This window comes from Streptomyces sp. NPDC059743 (assembly GCF_042732975.1).
GTDB lineage: Bacteria > Actinomycetota > Actinomycetes > Streptomycetales > Streptomycetaceae > Streptomyces.
Genome location: NZ_JBHWGS010000013.1, coordinates 100,199 through 115,027, shown reverse-complemented (window position 1 = coordinate 115,027; position 14,829 = coordinate 100,199). Strand labels below are relative to the sequence as shown.

Annotated in this window: 27 protein-coding genes; all 27 read left to right on the top strand. The window is 66.1% G+C overall.

Annotated elements, in window-relative coordinates; translation table 11 throughout:
• Positions 1 to 2: 2 nt before the first annotated feature.
• The gene (gene rplD, locus ACFV6H_RS23530; RefSeq protein ID WP_093600078.1) at positions 3 to 674 is read left to right on the top strand and encodes a 50S ribosomal protein L4; all 672 of its coding nucleotides are present in this window, start codon (positions 3 to 5) and stop codon (positions 672 to 674) included.
• Positions 674 to 991, top strand: a complete 318-nt coding sequence (gene rplW, locus ACFV6H_RS23525; protein WP_066943608.1) for a 50S ribosomal protein L23 — start codon at positions 674 to 676, stop codon at positions 989 to 991. The genes rplD and rplW overlap by 1 nt, the downstream gene beginning before the upstream one ends.
• 47 nt (positions 992 to 1,038) lie before the next feature.
• Positions 1,039 to 1,875 (top strand): 50S ribosomal protein L2, encoded by an 837-nt coding sequence (rplB, locus tag ACFV6H_RS23520; RefSeq protein ID WP_093600081.1) that lies wholly within the window; start codon positions 1,039 to 1,041, stop codon positions 1,873 to 1,875.
• A 14-nt stretch (positions 1,876 to 1,889) separates the two neighbouring features.
• Positions 1,890 to 2,171, top strand: coding sequence for a 30S ribosomal protein S19 (rpsS, locus tag ACFV6H_RS23515; RefSeq protein WP_030351437.1), 282 nt, complete (start codon positions 1,890 to 1,892; stop codon positions 2,169 to 2,171).
• Between the two features lie 41 nt (positions 2,172 to 2,212).
• Positions 2,213 to 2,560, top strand: coding sequence for a 50S ribosomal protein L22 (gene rplV / locus ACFV6H_RS23510; RefSeq protein ID WP_004571827.1), 348 nt, complete (start codon positions 2,213 to 2,215; stop codon positions 2,558 to 2,560).
• Positions 2,560 to 3,405 (top strand): 30S ribosomal protein S3, encoded by an 846-nt coding sequence (gene rpsC, locus ACFV6H_RS23505; protein WP_066943605.1) that lies wholly within the window; start codon positions 2,560 to 2,562, stop codon positions 3,403 to 3,405. Before rplV ends, rpsC begins: the two co-directional genes overlap by 1 nt.
• Before the next feature lie 5 nt (positions 3,406 to 3,410).
• The gene (rplP, locus tag ACFV6H_RS23500; RefSeq protein ID WP_093605049.1) at positions 3,411 to 3,830 is read left to right on the top strand and encodes a 50S ribosomal protein L16; all 420 of its coding nucleotides are present in this window, start codon (positions 3,411 to 3,413) and stop codon (positions 3,828 to 3,830) included.
• Positions 3,830 to 4,054 (top strand): 50S ribosomal protein L29, encoded by a 225-nt coding sequence (gene rpmC / locus ACFV6H_RS23495; protein ID WP_046504635.1) that lies wholly within the window; start codon positions 3,830 to 3,832, stop codon positions 4,052 to 4,054. Before rplP ends, rpmC begins: the two co-directional genes overlap by 1 nt.
• Entirely contained in the window at positions 4,054 to 4,338 is a 285-nt protein-coding gene (rpsQ, locus tag ACFV6H_RS23490) for a 30S ribosomal protein S17 (RefSeq protein ID WP_093605047.1), read from the top strand. Before rpmC ends, rpsQ begins: the two co-directional genes overlap by 1 nt.
• A 99-nt stretch (positions 4,339 to 4,437) precedes the next feature.
• Positions 4,438 to 4,806: a 50S ribosomal protein L14 gene (gene rplN, locus ACFV6H_RS23485; protein ID WP_003974257.1), complete on the top strand. Its 369-nt coding sequence runs from the start codon at positions 4,438 to 4,440 to the stop codon at positions 4,804 to 4,806.
• A gap of 2 nt (positions 4,807 to 4,808) precedes the next feature.
• Complete coding sequence (gene rplX, locus ACFV6H_RS23480) at positions 4,809 to 5,132, top strand: 50S ribosomal protein L24 (RefSeq protein WP_066943600.1); 324 nt, start codon at positions 4,809 to 4,811, stop codon at positions 5,130 to 5,132.
• The gene (rplE, locus tag ACFV6H_RS23475) at positions 5,132 to 5,692 is read left to right on the top strand and encodes a 50S ribosomal protein L5 (protein ID WP_030351443.1); all 561 of its coding nucleotides are present in this window, start codon (positions 5,132 to 5,134) and stop codon (positions 5,690 to 5,692) included. Before rplX ends, rplE begins: the two co-directional genes overlap by 1 nt.
• A gap of 2 nt (positions 5,693 to 5,694) precedes the next feature.
• Entirely contained in the window at positions 5,695 to 5,880 is a 186-nt protein-coding gene (locus ACFV6H_RS23470) for a type Z 30S ribosomal protein S14 (protein ID WP_003948630.1), read from the top strand.
• Between the two features lie 235 nt (positions 5,881 to 6,115).
• The gene (gene rpsH, locus ACFV6H_RS23465; RefSeq protein ID WP_030351444.1) at positions 6,116 to 6,514 is read left to right on the top strand and encodes a 30S ribosomal protein S8; all 399 of its coding nucleotides are present in this window, start codon (positions 6,116 to 6,118) and stop codon (positions 6,512 to 6,514) included.
• Between the two features lie 21 nt (positions 6,515 to 6,535).
• Positions 6,536 to 7,075, top strand: a complete 540-nt coding sequence (rplF, locus tag ACFV6H_RS23460; RefSeq protein WP_066943598.1) for a 50S ribosomal protein L6 — start codon at positions 6,536 to 6,538, stop codon at positions 7,073 to 7,075.
• Between the two features lie 3 nt (positions 7,076 to 7,078).
• Positions 7,079 to 7,462, top strand: a complete 384-nt coding sequence (rplR, locus tag ACFV6H_RS23455; RefSeq protein WP_066943596.1) for a 50S ribosomal protein L18 — start codon at positions 7,079 to 7,081, stop codon at positions 7,460 to 7,462.
• Between the two features lie 46 nt (positions 7,463 to 7,508).
• Positions 7,509 to 8,114, top strand: coding sequence for a 30S ribosomal protein S5 (gene rpsE / locus ACFV6H_RS23450; protein WP_384986851.1), 606 nt, complete (start codon positions 7,509 to 7,511; stop codon positions 8,112 to 8,114).
• A complete protein-coding gene (gene rpmD / locus ACFV6H_RS23445) occupies positions 8,114 to 8,296 on the top strand; it encodes a 50S ribosomal protein L30 (protein ID WP_093594204.1) in 183 nt (60 codons plus the stop codon). The genes rpsE and rpmD overlap by 1 nt, the downstream gene beginning before the upstream one ends.
• 1 nt (position 8,297) lies before the next feature.
• Positions 8,298 to 8,753 (top strand): 50S ribosomal protein L15, encoded by a 456-nt coding sequence (rplO, locus tag ACFV6H_RS23440; RefSeq protein ID WP_093594201.1) that lies wholly within the window; start codon positions 8,298 to 8,300, stop codon positions 8,751 to 8,753.
• A 180-nt stretch (positions 8,754 to 8,933) separates the two neighbouring features.
• The gene (gene secY, locus ACFV6H_RS23435; RefSeq protein WP_066943587.1) at positions 8,934 to 10,253 is read left to right on the top strand and encodes a preprotein translocase subunit SecY; all 1,320 of its coding nucleotides are present in this window, start codon (positions 8,934 to 8,936) and stop codon (positions 10,251 to 10,253) included.
• Positions 10,253 to 10,912, top strand: a complete 660-nt coding sequence (locus ACFV6H_RS23430) for an adenylate kinase (protein WP_385545276.1) — start codon at positions 10,253 to 10,255, stop codon at positions 10,910 to 10,912. The genes secY and ACFV6H_RS23430 overlap by 1 nt, the downstream gene beginning before the upstream one ends.
• 166 nt (positions 10,913 to 11,078) lie before the next feature.
• The gene (map, locus tag ACFV6H_RS23425) at positions 11,079 to 11,915 is read left to right on the top strand and encodes a type I methionyl aminopeptidase (RefSeq protein WP_093594195.1); all 837 of its coding nucleotides are present in this window, start codon (positions 11,079 to 11,081) and stop codon (positions 11,913 to 11,915) included.
• Positions 11,916 to 12,159: 244 nt separating this feature from the next.
• The gene (gene infA / locus ACFV6H_RS23420; RefSeq protein WP_003956442.1) at positions 12,160 to 12,381 is read left to right on the top strand and encodes a translation initiation factor IF-1; all 222 of its coding nucleotides are present in this window, start codon (positions 12,160 to 12,162) and stop codon (positions 12,379 to 12,381) included.
• A 67-nt stretch (positions 12,382 to 12,448) separates the two neighbouring features.
• Positions 12,449 to 12,562 carry a 50S ribosomal protein L36 gene (rpmJ, locus tag ACFV6H_RS23415; RefSeq protein ID WP_003956441.1) on the top strand — a complete coding sequence of 38 codons (114 nt, stop codon included), beginning with the start codon at positions 12,449 to 12,451 and terminating at the stop codon, positions 12,560 to 12,562.
• A 199-nt stretch (positions 12,563 to 12,761) separates the two neighbouring features.
• Complete coding sequence (gene rpsM, locus ACFV6H_RS23410) at positions 12,762 to 13,142, top strand: 30S ribosomal protein S13 (RefSeq protein WP_046504684.1); 381 nt, start codon at positions 12,762 to 12,764, stop codon at positions 13,140 to 13,142.
• A 67-nt stretch (positions 13,143 to 13,209) separates the two neighbouring features.
• Positions 13,210 to 13,614: a 30S ribosomal protein S11 gene (rpsK, locus tag ACFV6H_RS23405; RefSeq protein WP_003956432.1), complete on the top strand. Its 405-nt coding sequence runs from the start codon at positions 13,210 to 13,212 to the stop codon at positions 13,612 to 13,614.
• Between the two features lie 158 nt (positions 13,615 to 13,772).
• Entirely contained in the window at positions 13,773 to 14,795 is a 1,023-nt protein-coding gene (locus tag ACFV6H_RS23400) for a DNA-directed RNA polymerase subunit alpha (protein WP_003956430.1), read from the top strand.
• Positions 14,796 to 14,829: the final 34 nt, after the last annotated feature.

The following is a 14,829-nucleotide window of genomic DNA, read 5'->3' as shown; positions in this document are numbered from 1 at the left end:
CCATGAGCACCATTGACATCCTTTCGCCGGCGGGCGAGAAGGCCGGGACCGTCGAGCTCCCCGCGGAGATCTTCGACGCCAAGGTCAGCATTCCGCTGATCCACCAGGTCGTCGTCGCCCAGCTGGCCGCTGCCCGACAGGGCACGCACAAGACCAAGACCCGCGGCGAAGTCCGTGGTGGTGGCAAGAAGCCGTACCGCCAGAAGGGCACCGGCCGCGCCCGTCAGGGTTCGACCCGTGCTCCGCAGTTCGCCGGCGGTGGCGTCGTTCACGGCCCCCAGCCGCGTGACTACTCGCAGCGGACCCCGAAGAAGATGAAGGCCGCCGCCCTGCGCGGTGCCCTCACCGACCGGGCCCGTCACTCCCGTATCCACGTCGTCTCCGGCGTGGTCGACGGCGATGTGTCCACGAAGGCCGCCAAGACGCTGTTCGGCAAGATCTCGGAGCGCAAGAACCTGCTCCTGGTCGTCGAGCGCGCCGACGAGGCCGCGTGGCTGTCCGCCCGCAACCTGCCCCAGGTCCACATCCTGGCGCCGGGCCAGCTGAACACGTACGACGTGCTCGTCTCCGACGACGTGGTCTTCACCCAGGCCGCCTTCGAGTCCTTCGTGTCCGGCCCCTCCAAGGCCACCGACGCCGCAGGCGCCGACGACACCGAAGGGAGCGAAGCCTGATGGCCGAGGTCACCAGCAAGACCTACACGGACCCGCGCGACATCCTCGTCAAGCCCGTGGTCTCCGAGAAGAGCTACGCGCTGCTCGACGAGAACAAGTACACGTTCATCGTCGCGCCCCACGCCAACAAGACCCAGATCAAGCAGGCCGTGGAAGCGGTCTTCTCGGTCAAGGTCGCCGGGGTCAACACGATCAACCGCCAGGGCAAGCGCAAGCGCACCCGCACCGGTTTCGGCAAGCGAGCCAACACCAAGCGCGCCATCGTGACCCTCGCTGAGGGCGACCGTATCGACATCTTCGGCGGCCCGGCCTCCTGACGGAGGCTGGATCGTTCAGAAGTCCGGAATCTTCCGAGGACTGAGAAATGGGTATCCGCAAGTACAAGCCGACGACCCCGGGCCGTCGTGGCTCCAGCGTCGCCGACTTTGTCGAGATCACGCGGTCCACGCCGGAGAAGTCGCTGGTCCGCCCGCTGCACAGCAAGGGCGGCCGTAACAACGCCGGTCGTGTGACCGTCCGCCACCAGGGCGGTGGCCACAAGCGCGCCTACCGTGTGATCGACTTCCGTCGGCACGACAAGGACGGCGTGCCCGCCAAGGTCGCGCACATCGAGTACGACCCCAACCGCACCGCGCGCATCGCGCTGCTGCACTACGCCGACGGCGAGAAGCGCTACATCATCGCGCCGCGCGGCCTGGCGCAGGGCGCCCGTGTCGAGAACGGCCCGGCCGCCGACATCAAGCCCGGCAACAACCTGGCGCTGCGCAACATCCCGGTCGGTACGACCATCCACGCCATCGAGCTGCGGCCCGGCGGCGGCGCGAAGTTCGCCCGCTCCGCGGGTGCCTCCGTGCAGCTGCTGGCGAAGGAGGGCTCCATGGCCCACCTGCGTATGCCGTCCGGTGAGATCCGGCTGGTCGACGTCCGCTGCCGCGCCACCATCGGCGAGGTCGGCAACGCCGAGCAGTCGAACATCAACTGGGGCAAGGCCGGCCGTATGCGCTGGAAGGGCGTCCGCCCGACCGTCCGCGGTGTGGCCATGAACCCGGTCGACCACCCGCACGGTGGTGGTGAGGGCAAGACCTCCGGTGGTCGCCACCCGGTCAGCCCGTGGGGTCAGAAGGAGGGTCGTACTCGTTCTCCCAAGAAGGCGAGCAACAAGTACATCGTCCGCCGCCGCAAGACGAACAAGAAGCGCTAGGAGCGGGTTTTCAGATGCCGCGCAGTCTCAAGAAGGGGCCCTTCGTCGACGACCACCTGATCAAGAAGGTGGATGTCCAGAACGAAGCAGGCACCAAGAACGTCATCAAGACCTGGTCCCGTCGCTCGATGATCGTCCCGGCCATGCTGGGCCACACGATCGCGGTGCACAACGGCAAGATCCATGTCCCGGTGTTCGTCACCGAGTCCATGGTCGGCCACAAGCTCGGTGAGTTCTCGCCGACTCGCACCTTCCGCGGCCACGTCAAGGACGACCGGAAGTCGAAGCGCCGCTAACGCGGGGTGGAACGACTATGACTTACACCGAAGGGACAACCATGGAAGCCAGGGCCCAGGCGCGGTACATCCGCGTCACGCCCATGAAGGCCCGCCGAGTGGTGGACCTCATCCGTGGCATGGATGCCACGGAGGCTCAGGCGGTCCTGCGTTTCGCCCCGCAGGCCGCGAGCGTGCCGGTCGGCAAGGTGCTGGACAGCGCCATTGCCAACGCCGCGCACAACTACGACCACACCGACGCCTCTTCGCTGGTCATCAGCGAGGCGTACGTGGACGAAGGTCCGACCCTGAAGCGGTTCCGTCCGCGTGCCCAGGGCCGTGCCTACCGGATCCGTAAGCGGACCAGCCACATCACCGTGGTCGTCAGCAGCAAGGAAGGAACCCGGTAATGGGCCAGAAGGTTAACCCGCATGGGTTCCGGCTCGGTATCACCACGGACTTCAAGTCCCGTTGGTACGCCGACAAGCTGTACAAGGACTACGTCAAGGAAGACGTCGCCATTCGTCGCATGATGACGAAGGGCATGGAGCGGGCCGGTATCTCGAAGGTCGAGATCGAGCGCACCCGCGACCGCGTCCGTGTGGACATCCACACCGCTCGTCCGGGCATCGTCATCGGCCGCCGCGGCGCCGAGGCCGACCGTATCCGCGGCGAGCTGGAGAAGCTGACCGGCAAGCAGGTCCAGCTCAACATCCTTGAGGTCAAGAACCCCGAGGTGGACGCTCAGCTCGTGGCCCAGGCCGTGGCCGAGCAGCTCTCCTCGCGTGTCTCCTTCCGTCGTGCCATGCGTAAGAGCATGCAGTCGACGATGAAGGCCGGCGCCAAGGGCATCAAGATCCAGTGCGGTGGCCGTCTCGGCGGCGCCGAGATGTCCCGCTCGGAGTTCTACCGCGAGGGCCGTGTGCCCCTGCACACGCTCCGTGCGAACGTCGACTACGGCTTCTTCGAGGCCAAGACCACCTTCGGCCGTATCGGTGTGAAGGTCTGGATCTACAAGGGCGACGTCAAGAACATCGCCGAGGTGCGCGCCGAGAACGCCGCGGCCCGCGCCGGCAACCGTCCGGCCCGTGGCGGCGGCAACGACCGTCCCGCCGGCCGCGGTGGCCGTGGCGGCGAGCGTGGCGGCCGTGGCCGCAAGCCGCAGAACCCGGGAGCCGAGGCCCCCAAGGCCGACGCCACCGCTGCTCCGGCCGCTGAGGCGACGTCCTCTTCTACCGGTGGAACGGAGGCCTGACCGACATGCTGATCCCCCGTAGGGTCAAGCACCGCAAGCAGCACCACCCCAAGCGCAGCGGTATGTCCAAGGGCGGCACCGCGGTCTCGTTCGGCGAGTACGGCATCCAGGCGCTGACCCCGGCCTATGTGACGAACCGTCAGATCGAGGCCGCTCGTATCGCGATGACCCGTCACATCAAGCGTGGCGGCAAGGTCTGGATCAACATCTACCCGGACCGTCCGCTCACCAAGAAGCCCGCCGAGACCCGTATGGGTTCCGGTAAGGGCTCCCCCGAGTGGTGGATCGCGAACGTCAAGCCCGGCCGGGTGATGTTCGAGCTGTCCTACCCGAACGAGAAGATTGCGCGTGAGGCGCTTACCCGCGCTGCTCACAAGCTTCCGATGAAGTGCCGGATCGTTCGGCGCGAGGCAGGTGAGGCGTGATGGCGGCCGTGACCAAGGCGTCCGAACTGCGCGAGCTGGGCGACGAGGAGCTGGTCAACAAGCTCCGCGAGGCCAAGGAAGAGCTGTTCAATCTCCGCTTCCAGGCGGCGACCGGCCAGCTCGAGAATCACGGGCGGCTGAAGCTCGTCCGTAAGGACATCGCGCGGATCTACACCCTGATGCGTGAGCGCGAGCTGGGCATCGAGACGGTGGAGAGCGCCTGATGACTGAGAACAACGTGACCGAGACCACGACCGACCGCGGATTCCGCAAGACCCGTGAGGGCCTGGTCGTCAGCGACAAGATGGACAAGACCGTCGTCGTCGCTGTCGAGGACCGCGTGAAGCACGCGCTGTACGGCAAGGTCATCCGCCGTACGAACAAGCTCAAGGCGCACGACGAGCAGAACGCCGCCGGCATCGGCGACCGCGTCCTCCTGATGGAGACCCGGCCGCTGTCCGCCACGAAGCGGTGGCGCATCGTCGAGATCCTCGAGAAGGCCAAGTAAACCCCTCCGAGGGGGAGTTCCTCCTCGGAACAGTTCCGCCAGGCTCCGGGGGCCGAGTGATCGGCCCCCGGGGAACCGGCAGACGATCAGGAGATAGACGTGATCCAGCAGGAGTCGCGACTGCGTGTCGCCGACAACACGGGTGCGAAGGAAATTCTCACCATCCGTGTTCTCGGTGGCTCGGGTCGCCGCTACGCGGGCATCGGTGACGTCATCGTCGCCACCGTCAAGGACGCGATCCCCGGTGGCAACGTGAAGAAGGGTGACGTCGTCAAGGCGGTCATCGTTCGCACCGTCAAGGAGCGCCGCCGTCCGGACGGCTCGTACATCCGCTTCGACGAGAACGCCGCCGTCATTCTGAAGAACGACGGTGACCCTCGTGGCACCCGTATCTTCGGCCCGGTGGGCCGTGAGCTGCGCGAGAAGAAGTTTATGAAGATCATCTCGCTCGCTCCGGAGGTGCTGTAAGCATGAAGATCAAGAAGGGCGATCTGGTTCAGGTCATCACCGGCAAGGACAAGGGCAAGCAGGGCAAGGTCATCGTGGCCTATCCCCGCGAGGACCGCGTCCTGGTCGAGGGTGTCAACCGGGTCAAGAAGCACACCAAGGCCGGTCAGACGGCCCGCGGCTCGCAGACCGGCGGCATCGTCACCACCGAGGCCCCCGTCCATGTCAGCAATGTGCAGCTCGTCGTGGAGAAGGACGGCAAGAAGGTCGTCACCCGCGTCGGCTACCGCTTTGACGACGAGGGCAACAAGATCCGCGTTGCCAAGCGGACCGGTGAGGACATCTGATGACTGCGACCACTACCGCGCCGCGTCTGAAGCTGCGCTACCGCGAGGAGATCGCCGGCAAGCTGCGTGAGGAGTTCTCGTACGAGAACGTCATGCAGATCCCCGGCCTCGTCAAGATCGTGGTCAACATGGGTGTGGGCGACGCCGCCCGCGACTCCAAGCTGATCGAGGGCGCCATCAAGGACCTCACCACGATCACCGGCCAGAAGCCGTCGGTCACCAAGGCGCGCAAGTCCATCGCGCAGTTCAAGCTGCGTGAGGGCCAGCCGATCGGCTGCCACGTCACCCTCCGCGGTGACCGTATGTGGGAGTTCCTGGACCGTACGCTGTCGCTCGCGCTGCCGCGTATCCGTGACTTCCGCGGTCTGTCGCCGAAGCAGTTCGACGGCCGTGGCAACTACACCTTCGGTCTCACGGAGCAGGTCATGTTCCACGAGATCGACCAGGACAAGATCGACCGGGTCCGGGGCATGGACATCACCGTGGTCACCACGGCGACCAACGACGACGAGGGTCGTGCCCTCCTTCGTCACCTCGGCTTCCCGTTCAAGGAGAACTGACCGTGGCGAAGAAGGCTCTGATCGCTAAGGCCGCCCGCAAGCCGAAGTTCGGTGTGCGCGGTTACACCCGCTGCCAGCGCTGCGGCCGTCCCCACTCCGTCTACCGCAAGTTCGGCCTGTGCCGCGTGTGCCTTCGTGAGATGGCCCACCGTGGCGAGCTGCCGGGCGTGACCAAGAGCTCCTGGTAGTTCCCGTACGGGAACAACCCAGGACTCTCGGTAAGCAGTTGGCCGGTGAGCGCCCTCCCCGAAATGCCGTAGGCTTGCGGGGTTGGGCGCCCGCCGACCATCAATGCACGCGGGCCGAGCCCGCTCAGTAATGCTTACTACGCCGTAGGTCCCCGCACCGCACCCGTCCCGGCTCGACCGGGGAGAGGGATGGCGCATACAGGAAACCCCGGCGAGAGAGGCCGAAGGCCAATTCATGACCATGACTGATCCCATCGCAGACATGCTCACGCGTCTGCGCAACGCGAACTCGGCGTACCACGACGATGTCGTGATGCCGCACAGCAAGATCAAGTCGCATATCGCGGAGATCCTCCAGCAGGAGGGCTTCATCACCGGCTGGAAGGTCGAGGACGCCGAGGTCGGCAAGAACCTCGTCCTGGAGCTGAAGTTCGGCCCGAACCGCGAGCGCTCGATCGCCGGCATCAAGCGCATCTCCAAGCCGGGTCTGCGTGTTTACGCGAAGTCCACCAATCTGCCGAAGGTCCTGGGCGGCCTGGGCGTGGCGATCATCTCCACGTCCCACGGTCTCCTGACCGGCCAGCAGGCCAGCAAGAAGGGCGTAGGTGGGGAAGTCCTCGCCTACGTCTGGTAATCGGGAACGGAGGAAAAGCTCATGTCGCGAATCGGCAAGCTCCCCATCCAGGTTCCCGCTGGTGTGGACGTCACCATCGACGGCCGTACGGTCGCGGTGAAGGGCCCCAAGGGCACCCTCTCGCACACCGTCGCCGCGCCGATCGAGGTCACCAAGGGCGAGGACGGCATCCTCACGGTGTCGCGCCCGAACGACGAGCGTCAGAACAAGGCCCTGCACGGCCTGTCCCGCACGCTGGTGGCGAACATGATCACCGGCGTGACCCAGGGATACGTCAAGGCGCTCGAAATCAGCGGTGTCGGTTACCGCGTCCAGGCGAAGGGCTCCAACCTGGAGTTCGCCCTGGGCTACAGCCACCCGATCCTCATCGAGGCGCCCGAAGGCATCTCCTTCAAGGTCGAGTCGCCCACGAAGTTCTCCGTCGAGGGCATCGACAAGCAGAAGGTCGGCGAGGTCGCGGCGAACATCCGCAAGCTGCGGAAGCCCGACCCGTACAAGGCCAAGGGCGTCAAGTACGCCGGCGAGGTCATCCGCCGCAAGGTCGGAAAGGCTGGTAAGTAAGCCATGGCATACGGTGTGAAGATCGCCAAGGGCAAGGCCTACAAGGCCGCTGCCATCAAGCGCCGCCACATTCGCGTCCGCAAGAAGGTCTCGGGCACGCAGGAGCGCCCGCGCCTCGTCGTGACGCGTTCCAACCGCCACATGGTGGCTCAGGTCATCGACGACATCGCGGGCCACACGCTCGCGTCGGCGTCGACCCTGGACACCTCGATCCGTGGCACCGAAGGTGACAAGAGCGCCCAGGCCAAGCAGGTCGGGTCGCTGGTCGCCGAGCGCGCCAAGGCGGCCGGTGTCGAGGCCGTCGTGTTCGACCGTGGTGGCAACCAGTACGCCGGGCGGATTGCCGCTCTGGCCGACGCCGCCCGCGAGGCCGGGCTGAAGTTCTAGGCCCCGGTTCCGGAGCTAGCGGACGTAACAGAGAGAGGTAAATCCAATGGCTGGACCCCAGCGCCGCGGAAGCGGTGCCGGTGGCGGCGAGCGGCGGGACCGGAAGGGCCGTGACGGCGGTTCGGCTGCCGCCGAGAAGACCGCGTACGTCGAGCGTGTCGTCGCGATCAACCGTGTCGCCAAGGTTGTGAAGGGTGGTCGTCGCTTCAGCTTCACCGCGCTGGTCGTGGTGGGCGACGGTGACGGCACCGTGGGTGTCGGTTACGGCAAGGCCAAGGAGGTGCCGGCCGCCATCGCCAAGGGCGTTGAGGAGGCCAAGAAGCACTTCTTCAAGGTCCCCCGTATCCAGGGCACCATCCCGCACCCGATCCAGGGCGAGAAGGCCGCGGGCGTCGTTCTGCTCAAGCCGGCTTCCCCCGGTACCGGCGTGATCGCCGGTGGCCCGGTGCGTGCCGTGCTGGAGTGCGCGGGCGTCCACGACATCCTGTCGAAGTCGCTCGGCTCCGACAATGCGATCAACATCGTGCACGCGACGGTGGCGGCCCTCAAGGGCCTCCAGCGCCCCGAGGAGATCGCGGCCCGCCGCGGTCTGCCCCTTGAGGACGTCGCTCCCGCGGCTCTGCTGCGTGCGCGTGCGGGAGCGGGTGCGTGATGGCCCGTCTCAAGATCACGCAGACGAAGTCGTACATCGGCAGCAAGCAGAACCACCGCGACACCCTGCGCTCGCTCGGGCTCAAGCGCCTGCACGACGTGGTTGTCAAGGATGACCGTCCCGAGTTCCGCGGCATGGTGCACACCGTCCGCCACCTCGTGACGGTTGAGGAGGTCGACTGACATGGCGGAGAACAACCCGCTGAAGGTCCACAACCTCCGTCCTGCTCCGGGCGCCAAGACCGCCAAGACCCGTGTGGGCCGTGGTGAGGCGTCCAAGGGCAAGACCGCTGGTCGTGGCACCAAGGGCACCAAGGCCCGCTACCAGGTTCCGGAGCGCTTCGAGGGCGGGCAGATGCCCCTCCACATGCGTCTTCCGAAGCTCAAGGGCTTCAAGAACCCGTTCCGCACCGAGTACCAGGTCGTGAACCTGGACAAGCTCTCCGCGCTCTACCCCGAGGGCGGCGAGGTCACGGTGGCCGATCTGGTCTCCAAGGGCGCGGTACGCAAGAACAGCCTCGTCAAGGTCCTGGGCCAGGGCGAGATCTCCGTGGCACTCACGGTGACGGTGGACGCCGTCTCCGGGTCCGCCAAGGAGAAGATTGCCGCCGCCGGCGGCACCGTCACCGAGCTCGTCTGAGAGAACTCGATGGCCTGAACACCCGACCGGGGATGTCTCTCACACGAGGCATCCCCGGTTGGTCGTTCCTAGGGGGGCACAGTCGCCGGTAAGGTGGCGTGCATTGTTGCTTGTTCCTTATCCGTCGATCCTCAAGACCGTCACCCTTGACGCAGTAGCGCGGGGGTCGCAGGAGGCACCGTGCTCACCGCGTTCGCCCGGGCGTTCAAGACGCCCGACCTGCGCAAGAAGCTGCTCTTCACGCTCGGCATCATCGTGCTGTACCGGCTCGGGGCACACATCCCCGTACCAGGTGTCAGCTACGAGAATGTCCAGACCTGTGTCGATGCGGCCCAGAAGGGCAATAACAGCCTGTTCGGCCTCGTGAACATGTTCAGTGGCGGGGCGCTGCTGCAGATCACGATCTTCGCGCTCGGCATCATGCCGTACATCACCGCGAGCATCATCCTTCAGCTGCTGACCGTGGTGATCCCCAGGCTGGAGGCCCTCAAGAAGGAGGGCCAGTCCGGTCAGGCCAAGATCACCCAGTACACCCGTTATCTGACGGTCGCCCTCGCCGTCCTCCAGGGAACCGGTCTGGTCGCCACCGCGCGCAGCGGTGCGCTCTTCAGCGGCTGTCCGGTCGCCTCGGAGATCGTTCCCGACCAGTCGATCTTCGTCACCGTCACCATGGTGATCACCATGACCGCGGGCACCGCGGCCGTCATGTGGCTCGGTGAGCTCATCACCGACCGCGGCATCGGCAACGGCATGTCCATCCTGATGTTCATCTCGATCGCGGCCGGCTTCCCGGGCGCGCTCTGGGCCATCAAGCAGAGCGGCACGCTCGCCAAGGGCTGGATCGAGTTCGGCACGGTCATCCTGATCGGCTTCGTGATGGTGGGCCTGGTCGTCTTCGTCGAACAGGCGCAGCGCCGGATCCCCGTTCAGTACGCGAAGCGCATGATCGGCCGCCGGTCCTACGGCGGTACGTCGACCTACATCCCGCTCAAGGTGAACCAGGCCGGTGTGATCCCGGTCATCTTCGCCTCGTCGCTGCTCTACATCCCGGCGCTGGTCGCGCAGTTCTCCAGCTCGCAGGCCGGATGGAAGACCTGGATCGAGGCGCACTTCGTCAAGGGCGACCATCCGTACTACATCGCGACGTACTTCCTGCTGATCGTGTTCTTCGCCTTCTTCTACGTGGCGATCTCCTTCAACCCTGAAGAAGTCGCGGACAACATGAAGAAGTATGGTGGCTTCATCCCGGGCATCCGGGCAGGTCGCCCGACCGCCGAGTATCTGAGTTACGTGCTCAACAGGATCACTTGGCCGGGCTCGCTGTACCTGGGTCTGATCGCTCTTGTCCCGACGATGGCGTTGGCGGGCTTCGGAGGCGCGAACCAGAACTTCCCGTTCGGCGGGACGAGCATCCTGATCATCGTGGGTGTGGGTCTGGAGACCGTGAAGCAGATCGAGAGCCAGCTTCAGCAGCGCAACTACGAAGGGTTCCTCCGCTGATGCGAATCGTCCTCGTCGGACCGCCCGGTGCCGGCAAGGGAACGCAGGCTGCGTACCTTGCCAAGAACCTCTCGGTACCGCACATCTCCACGGGCGACCTCTTCCGGGCCAACATCAGCCAGGGCACCGAGCTCGGCAAGCAGGCGAAGGCGTTCATGGACGCCGGGAATCTGGTGCCCGACGAGGTGACGATCGCGATGGCCCTGGAGCGCATGTCCCAGCCGGACGCCGTGAACGGCTTCCTGCTGGACGGTTTTCCGCGGAATGTGTCGCAGGCGGAGGCGCTGGACGAAGCGCTCAAGCGCGAGGGACTGAAGCTGGACGCGGTGCTGGACCTGGAGGTCCCCGAGGACGAGGTCGTGAAGCGGATCGCCGGCCGGCGTATCTGCCGCAACGAGAGCGCGCATGTCTTCCATGTCACCTACAGCCCGCCGGAGGTACCGGGCGTCTGTGACCACTGCGGCGGCGAGCTCTACCAGCGGGACGACGACTCCGAGGAGACGGTGCGGACGCGGCTGGAGGTCTATCACACCCAGACCGAGCCGATCATCGATTACTTCCGGGCCCAGGGCCTGGTGGTCACGATCTCCGCGCTGGGCAAGGTCACCGAGGTGACCGAGCGCGCGATGCGGGCACTCCAGGGAGACCAGGCCGCCTAGGCACGGGTCGGTCTCGCCGGTGGCAAGAAGGCGGTAAGCGTACGGCCGTGGTGGCCCTCGGGCACCACGGCCGTAGTGTTGAGCGGGTGTTGTGCGGGGCGCGGCACCGTCAGACGAAACGTATCGGTACGAGTCCGGATCCGGAGTCAGGGTGGAAGGCAGAACGATGGTGGAGATCAAGACTCCCGAGCAGATCGCGAAGATGCGCGAGGCGGGACTGGTCGTCGCCGCCGTGCACGCGGCCACCCGCGCGGCTGCCGTGCCGGGCGCCACCACCAGGGATCTGGACGAGGTCGCCCGTCAGGTGCTCTCCGAGCACGGGGCGAAGTCGAACTTCCTCGGGTACGGCGGTTTCCCCGCGACGATCTGCACCTCGGTCAACGAGGTCGTCGTCCATGGCATCCCGGACGACAAGACCGTGCTCAAGGACGGTGACATCATCTCCGTCGACGCCGGCGCGATCATCGACGGCTGGCACGGCGACGCGGCCTTCACCGTGTTCGTGGGCTCCGGTCACGCTCCGGAGCTCATCGAGCTCTCCCGGGTGACCGAGGAGTCGATGTGGGCCGGGATCGCGGCGATGCGCAACGGCAGCAGACTGGTGGACGTGTCGCGCGCGATCGAGACGTACATCCGGCGCCAGCCCCGTCCCGGCGGCGGCAAGTACGGGATCATCGAGGAGTACGGCGGCCATGGCATCGGCTCGCAGATGCATATGGACCCGCATCTGCTGAACTATGTCTCCCGCAAGCGCGGCAAGGGCCCCAAGCTGGTGCCCGGCTTCTGTCTGGCGATCGAGCCGATGGTCTCGCTCGGTACGCCGCACACCGAGGTGCTGGCGGACGAGTGGACGGTCATCACGACGGACGGCACCTGGTCCGCCCACTGGGAGCACTCGGTGGCCCTCACCGAGCAGGGCCCGCTGGTGCTGACCTCGCCGGACTGCGGCCGGGCGAAGCTGGCGGAGCTGGGCATCACGGCGGCGCCCGATCCGCTGGCCTGAGCGCCTGGCTTGAGCGCCCGGCCCGACGGACAGGCCCCGGAGCCAGGGCATCGGACGGTCCGGTTCGCTTAAGGATCTCCAGGGCGGGCAAACTTCACGGATTCGTCTTTCCGGGTGTGCTGCCGTAGACTGACGCGTCGGCTCTGGTGTACCCGTGTGTCCGTATGCGGTTGCTACGTCTAGCAACTGTTGCGACTGCATGGCTGTCGGAGTTGATCAAGGTAGCCGATTCGAAGGGCGAAGCGTGGCCAAGAAGCAAGGTGCCATCGAAATTGAGGGCACCGTGATCGAGTCCCTCCCGAACGCCATGTTCAAGGTGGAGCTCCAGAACGGTCACAAGGTCCTCGCGCACATCAGCGGCAAGATGCGGATGCACTACATCCGGATCCTTCCCGATGACCGGGTCGTGGTGGAGCTGTCTCCGTACGACCTGACGCGTGGCCGGATCGTCTACCGATACAAGTAGATCTTGCTGAGCATCCCGGACACCGTGTGCACGGGCTGTCAGCACTGACCCGGAGAACCTCAATCCCATGAAGGTCAAGCCGAGCGTCAAGAAGATCTGCGACAAGTGCAAGGTGATCCGCCGTCACGGCCGGGTCATGGTCATCTGCGACAACCTGCGCCACAAGCAGCGCCAGGGCTGACGCACGACCGCCTGCCTCTCGCAGTACTTCGCGCGACGCGAGCAAAATCGTAATTACGCAGTGTCCGGTTCCCGTACGCGGGCGACCGACACCTCCGGCGGAGGCCGGGGACCCGGACCGGGCGTCTCTCGTACAGACGAGGCGCCGACGGCCGGGAGAGTCACTGCGGAAGACCTCCGAACATCAACAGGAGCCATGAATGGCACGCCTCGCAGGCGTTGACCTTCCGCGCGAAAAGCGCGTCGAGGTCGCCCTCACCTATGTCTTCGGTATCGGGCGCACCCGGTCCAAGGAGACGCTCGCCGCCACCGGCGTCGACCCGAACGTCCGCGTCCGTGATCTCGCCGAGGAAGACCTCGTCAAGATCCGCGAGTACGTGGACGCCAACCTCAAGACCGAGGGTGACCTCCGTCGCGAGATCGCCGCCGACATCCGCCGCAAGGTCGAGATCGGCTGCTACCAGGGTCTGCGTCACCGCCGTGGCCTGCCGGTGCACGGTCAGCGCACCAGCACGAACGCCCGTACCCGCAAGGGCCCGCGTCGCGCCATCGCCGGCAAGAAGAAGCCGGGCAAGAAGTAGTCCTCAGCGGACGCTCATCAGCGGTCTTCGCTGTAGGACCGATCACCTCCTCGCAGGAAGTCAAAACATGCCTCCTAAGGGCCGACAGGGCGCAGCCAAGAAGGTGCGCCGCAAGGAAAAGAAGAACGTCGCTCATGGGCACGCCCACATCAAGAGCACGTTCAACAACACGATCGTCTCGATCACGGACCCTTCGGGCAATGTGATCTCCTGGGCCTCCGCCGGCCATGTCGGCTTCAAGGGCTCGCGCAAGTCCACGCCCTTCGCCGCGCAGATGGCCGCCGAGTCGGCCGCCCGCCGCGCGCAGGAGCACGGCATGCGCAAGGTCGACGTCTTCGTCAAGGGCCCCGGCTCCGGCCGTGAGACCGCGATCCGCTCGCTCCAGGCCACCGGGCTTGAGGTGGGTTCGATCCAGGACGTCACTCCCACCCCGCACAACGGCTGCCGCCCGCCCAAGCGGAGGCGCGTCTGACCGCAGATGCGCTTGTCGCATCTGAGGCTGATGTGCGGTATGGGCGGCTCGGCGCTTTCGTGCCGTGCCGCCCGTACTCTTGAACGGAGCAGTACCGAAAACTGAGCAGTACCGAAGGACGTCAAATAGCGGGCGTCCCCAACTGAAGGATTTCACGCATGCTTATCGCTCAGCGTCCGTCGCTGACCGAAGAGGTCGTCGACGAATACCGTTCGCGGTTCGTCATCGAGCCGCTGGAGCCGGGCTTCGGCTACACGCTCGGCAACTCGCTCCGCCGTACGCTTCTCTCCTCGATCCCGGGCGCCGCTGTCACCAGCATCCGGATCGACGGTGTCCTGCACGAGTTCACCACCGTGCCGGGCGTCAAGGAGGACGTCACCGACCTCATCCTCAACATCAAGCAGCTCGTCGTCTCCTCGGAGCACGACGAGCCGGTCGTGATGTATCTGCGCAAGCAGGGCCCCGGCCTGGTGACCGCCGCCGACATCGCGCCGCCGGCCGGCGTCGAGGTCCACAACCCGGACCTCGTACTGGCGACGCTGAACGGCAAGGGCAAGCTGGAGATGGAGCTGACCGTCGAGCGCGGTCGCGGCTATGTCTCCGCCGTGCAGAACAAGCAGGTGGGCCAGGAGATCGGCCGTATTCCGGTCGACTCGATCTACTCGCCCGTGCTCAAGGTCACCTACAAGGTCGAGGCGACCCGAGTCGAGCAGCGCACCGACTTCGACAAGCTGATCGTCGATGTCGAGACCAAGCAGGCCATGCGACCGCGTGACGCCATGGCGTCCGCGGGCAAGACGCTGGTCGAGCTGTTCGGTCTGGCGCGCGAGCTGAACATCGACGCCGAGGGCATCGACATGGGCCCGTCGCCCACGGACGCCGCGCTCGCCGCCGATCTCGCCCTGCCGATCGAGGAGCTGGAGCTCACCGTTCGGTCGTACAACTGCCTCAAGCGCGAGGGCATCCACTCCGTGGGTGAGCTGGTGGCGCGCTCCGAGGCCGATCTGCTCGACATCCGTAACTTCGGTGCGAAGTCGATCGACGAGGTCAAGGCGAAGCTCGCGGGCATGGGCCTGGCGCTCAAGGACAGCCCGCCCGGATTCGACCCGACGGCCGCGGCGGACGCGTTCGGCGCGGACGACGACGCGGATGCCGGCTTCGTGGAGACCGAGCAGTACTGAGCCCCTGGGCTTGAATGTGAACGCTTCCGGCGGG

What these genes read in the sequence shown, in the direction of transcription:
- rplD (WP_093600078.1), top strand. Translation starts at nt 3, where the DNA reads ATGAGCACCATTGACATCCTTTCGCCGGCGGGCGAGAAGGCCGGGACC.
- rplW (WP_066943608.1), top strand. Translation starts at nt 674, where the DNA reads ATGGCCGAGGTCACCAGCAAGACCTACACGGACCCGCGCGACATCCTC.
- rplB (WP_093600081.1), top strand. Translation starts at nt 1,039, where the DNA reads ATGGGTATCCGCAAGTACAAGCCGACGACCCCGGGCCGTCGTGGCTCC.
- rpsS (WP_030351437.1), top strand. Translation starts at nt 1,890, where the DNA reads ATGCCGCGCAGTCTCAAGAAGGGGCCCTTCGTCGACGACCACCTGATC.
- rplV (WP_004571827.1), top strand. Translation starts at nt 2,213, where the DNA reads ATGGAAGCCAGGGCCCAGGCGCGGTACATCCGCGTCACGCCCATGAAG.
- rpsC (WP_066943605.1), top strand. Translation starts at nt 2,560, where the DNA reads ATGGGCCAGAAGGTTAACCCGCATGGGTTCCGGCTCGGTATCACCACG.
- rplP (WP_093605049.1), top strand. Translation starts at nt 3,411, where the DNA reads ATGCTGATCCCCCGTAGGGTCAAGCACCGCAAGCAGCACCACCCCAAG.
- rpmC (WP_046504635.1), top strand. Translation starts at nt 3,830, where the DNA reads ATGGCGGCCGTGACCAAGGCGTCCGAACTGCGCGAGCTGGGCGACGAG.
- rpsQ (WP_093605047.1), top strand. Translation starts at nt 4,054, where the DNA reads ATGACTGAGAACAACGTGACCGAGACCACGACCGACCGCGGATTCCGC.
- rplX (WP_066943600.1), top strand. Translation starts at nt 4,809, where the DNA reads ATGAAGATCAAGAAGGGCGATCTGGTTCAGGTCATCACCGGCAAGGAC.
- rplE (WP_030351443.1), top strand. Translation starts at nt 5,132, where the DNA reads ATGACTGCGACCACTACCGCGCCGCGTCTGAAGCTGCGCTACCGCGAG.
- rpsH (WP_030351444.1), top strand. Translation starts at nt 6,116, where the DNA reads ATGACCATGACTGATCCCATCGCAGACATGCTCACGCGTCTGCGCAAC.
- rplF (WP_066943598.1), top strand. Translation starts at nt 6,536, where the DNA reads ATGTCGCGAATCGGCAAGCTCCCCATCCAGGTTCCCGCTGGTGTGGAC.
- rplR (WP_066943596.1), top strand. Translation starts at nt 7,079, where the DNA reads ATGGCATACGGTGTGAAGATCGCCAAGGGCAAGGCCTACAAGGCCGCT.
- rpsE (WP_384986851.1), top strand. Translation starts at nt 7,509, where the DNA reads ATGGCTGGACCCCAGCGCCGCGGAAGCGGTGCCGGTGGCGGCGAGCGG.
- rpmD (WP_093594204.1), top strand. Translation starts at nt 8,114, where the DNA reads ATGGCCCGTCTCAAGATCACGCAGACGAAGTCGTACATCGGCAGCAAG.
- rplO (WP_093594201.1), top strand. Translation starts at nt 8,298, where the DNA reads ATGGCGGAGAACAACCCGCTGAAGGTCCACAACCTCCGTCCTGCTCCG.
- ACFV6H_RS23430 (WP_385545276.1), top strand. Translation starts at nt 10,253, where the DNA reads ATGCGAATCGTCCTCGTCGGACCGCCCGGTGCCGGCAAGGGAACGCAG.
- map (WP_093594195.1), top strand. Translation starts at nt 11,079, where the DNA reads ATGGTGGAGATCAAGACTCCCGAGCAGATCGCGAAGATGCGCGAGGCG.
- rpmJ (WP_003956441.1), top strand. Translation starts at nt 12,449, where the DNA reads ATGAAGGTCAAGCCGAGCGTCAAGAAGATCTGCGACAAGTGCAAGGTG.
- rpsM (WP_046504684.1), top strand. Translation starts at nt 12,762, where the DNA reads ATGGCACGCCTCGCAGGCGTTGACCTTCCGCGCGAAAAGCGCGTCGAG.
- rpsK (WP_003956432.1), top strand. Translation starts at nt 13,210, where the DNA reads ATGCCTCCTAAGGGCCGACAGGGCGCAGCCAAGAAGGTGCGCCGCAAG.
- ACFV6H_RS23400 (WP_003956430.1), top strand. Translation starts at nt 13,773, where the DNA reads ATGCTTATCGCTCAGCGTCCGTCGCTGACCGAAGAGGTCGTCGACGAA.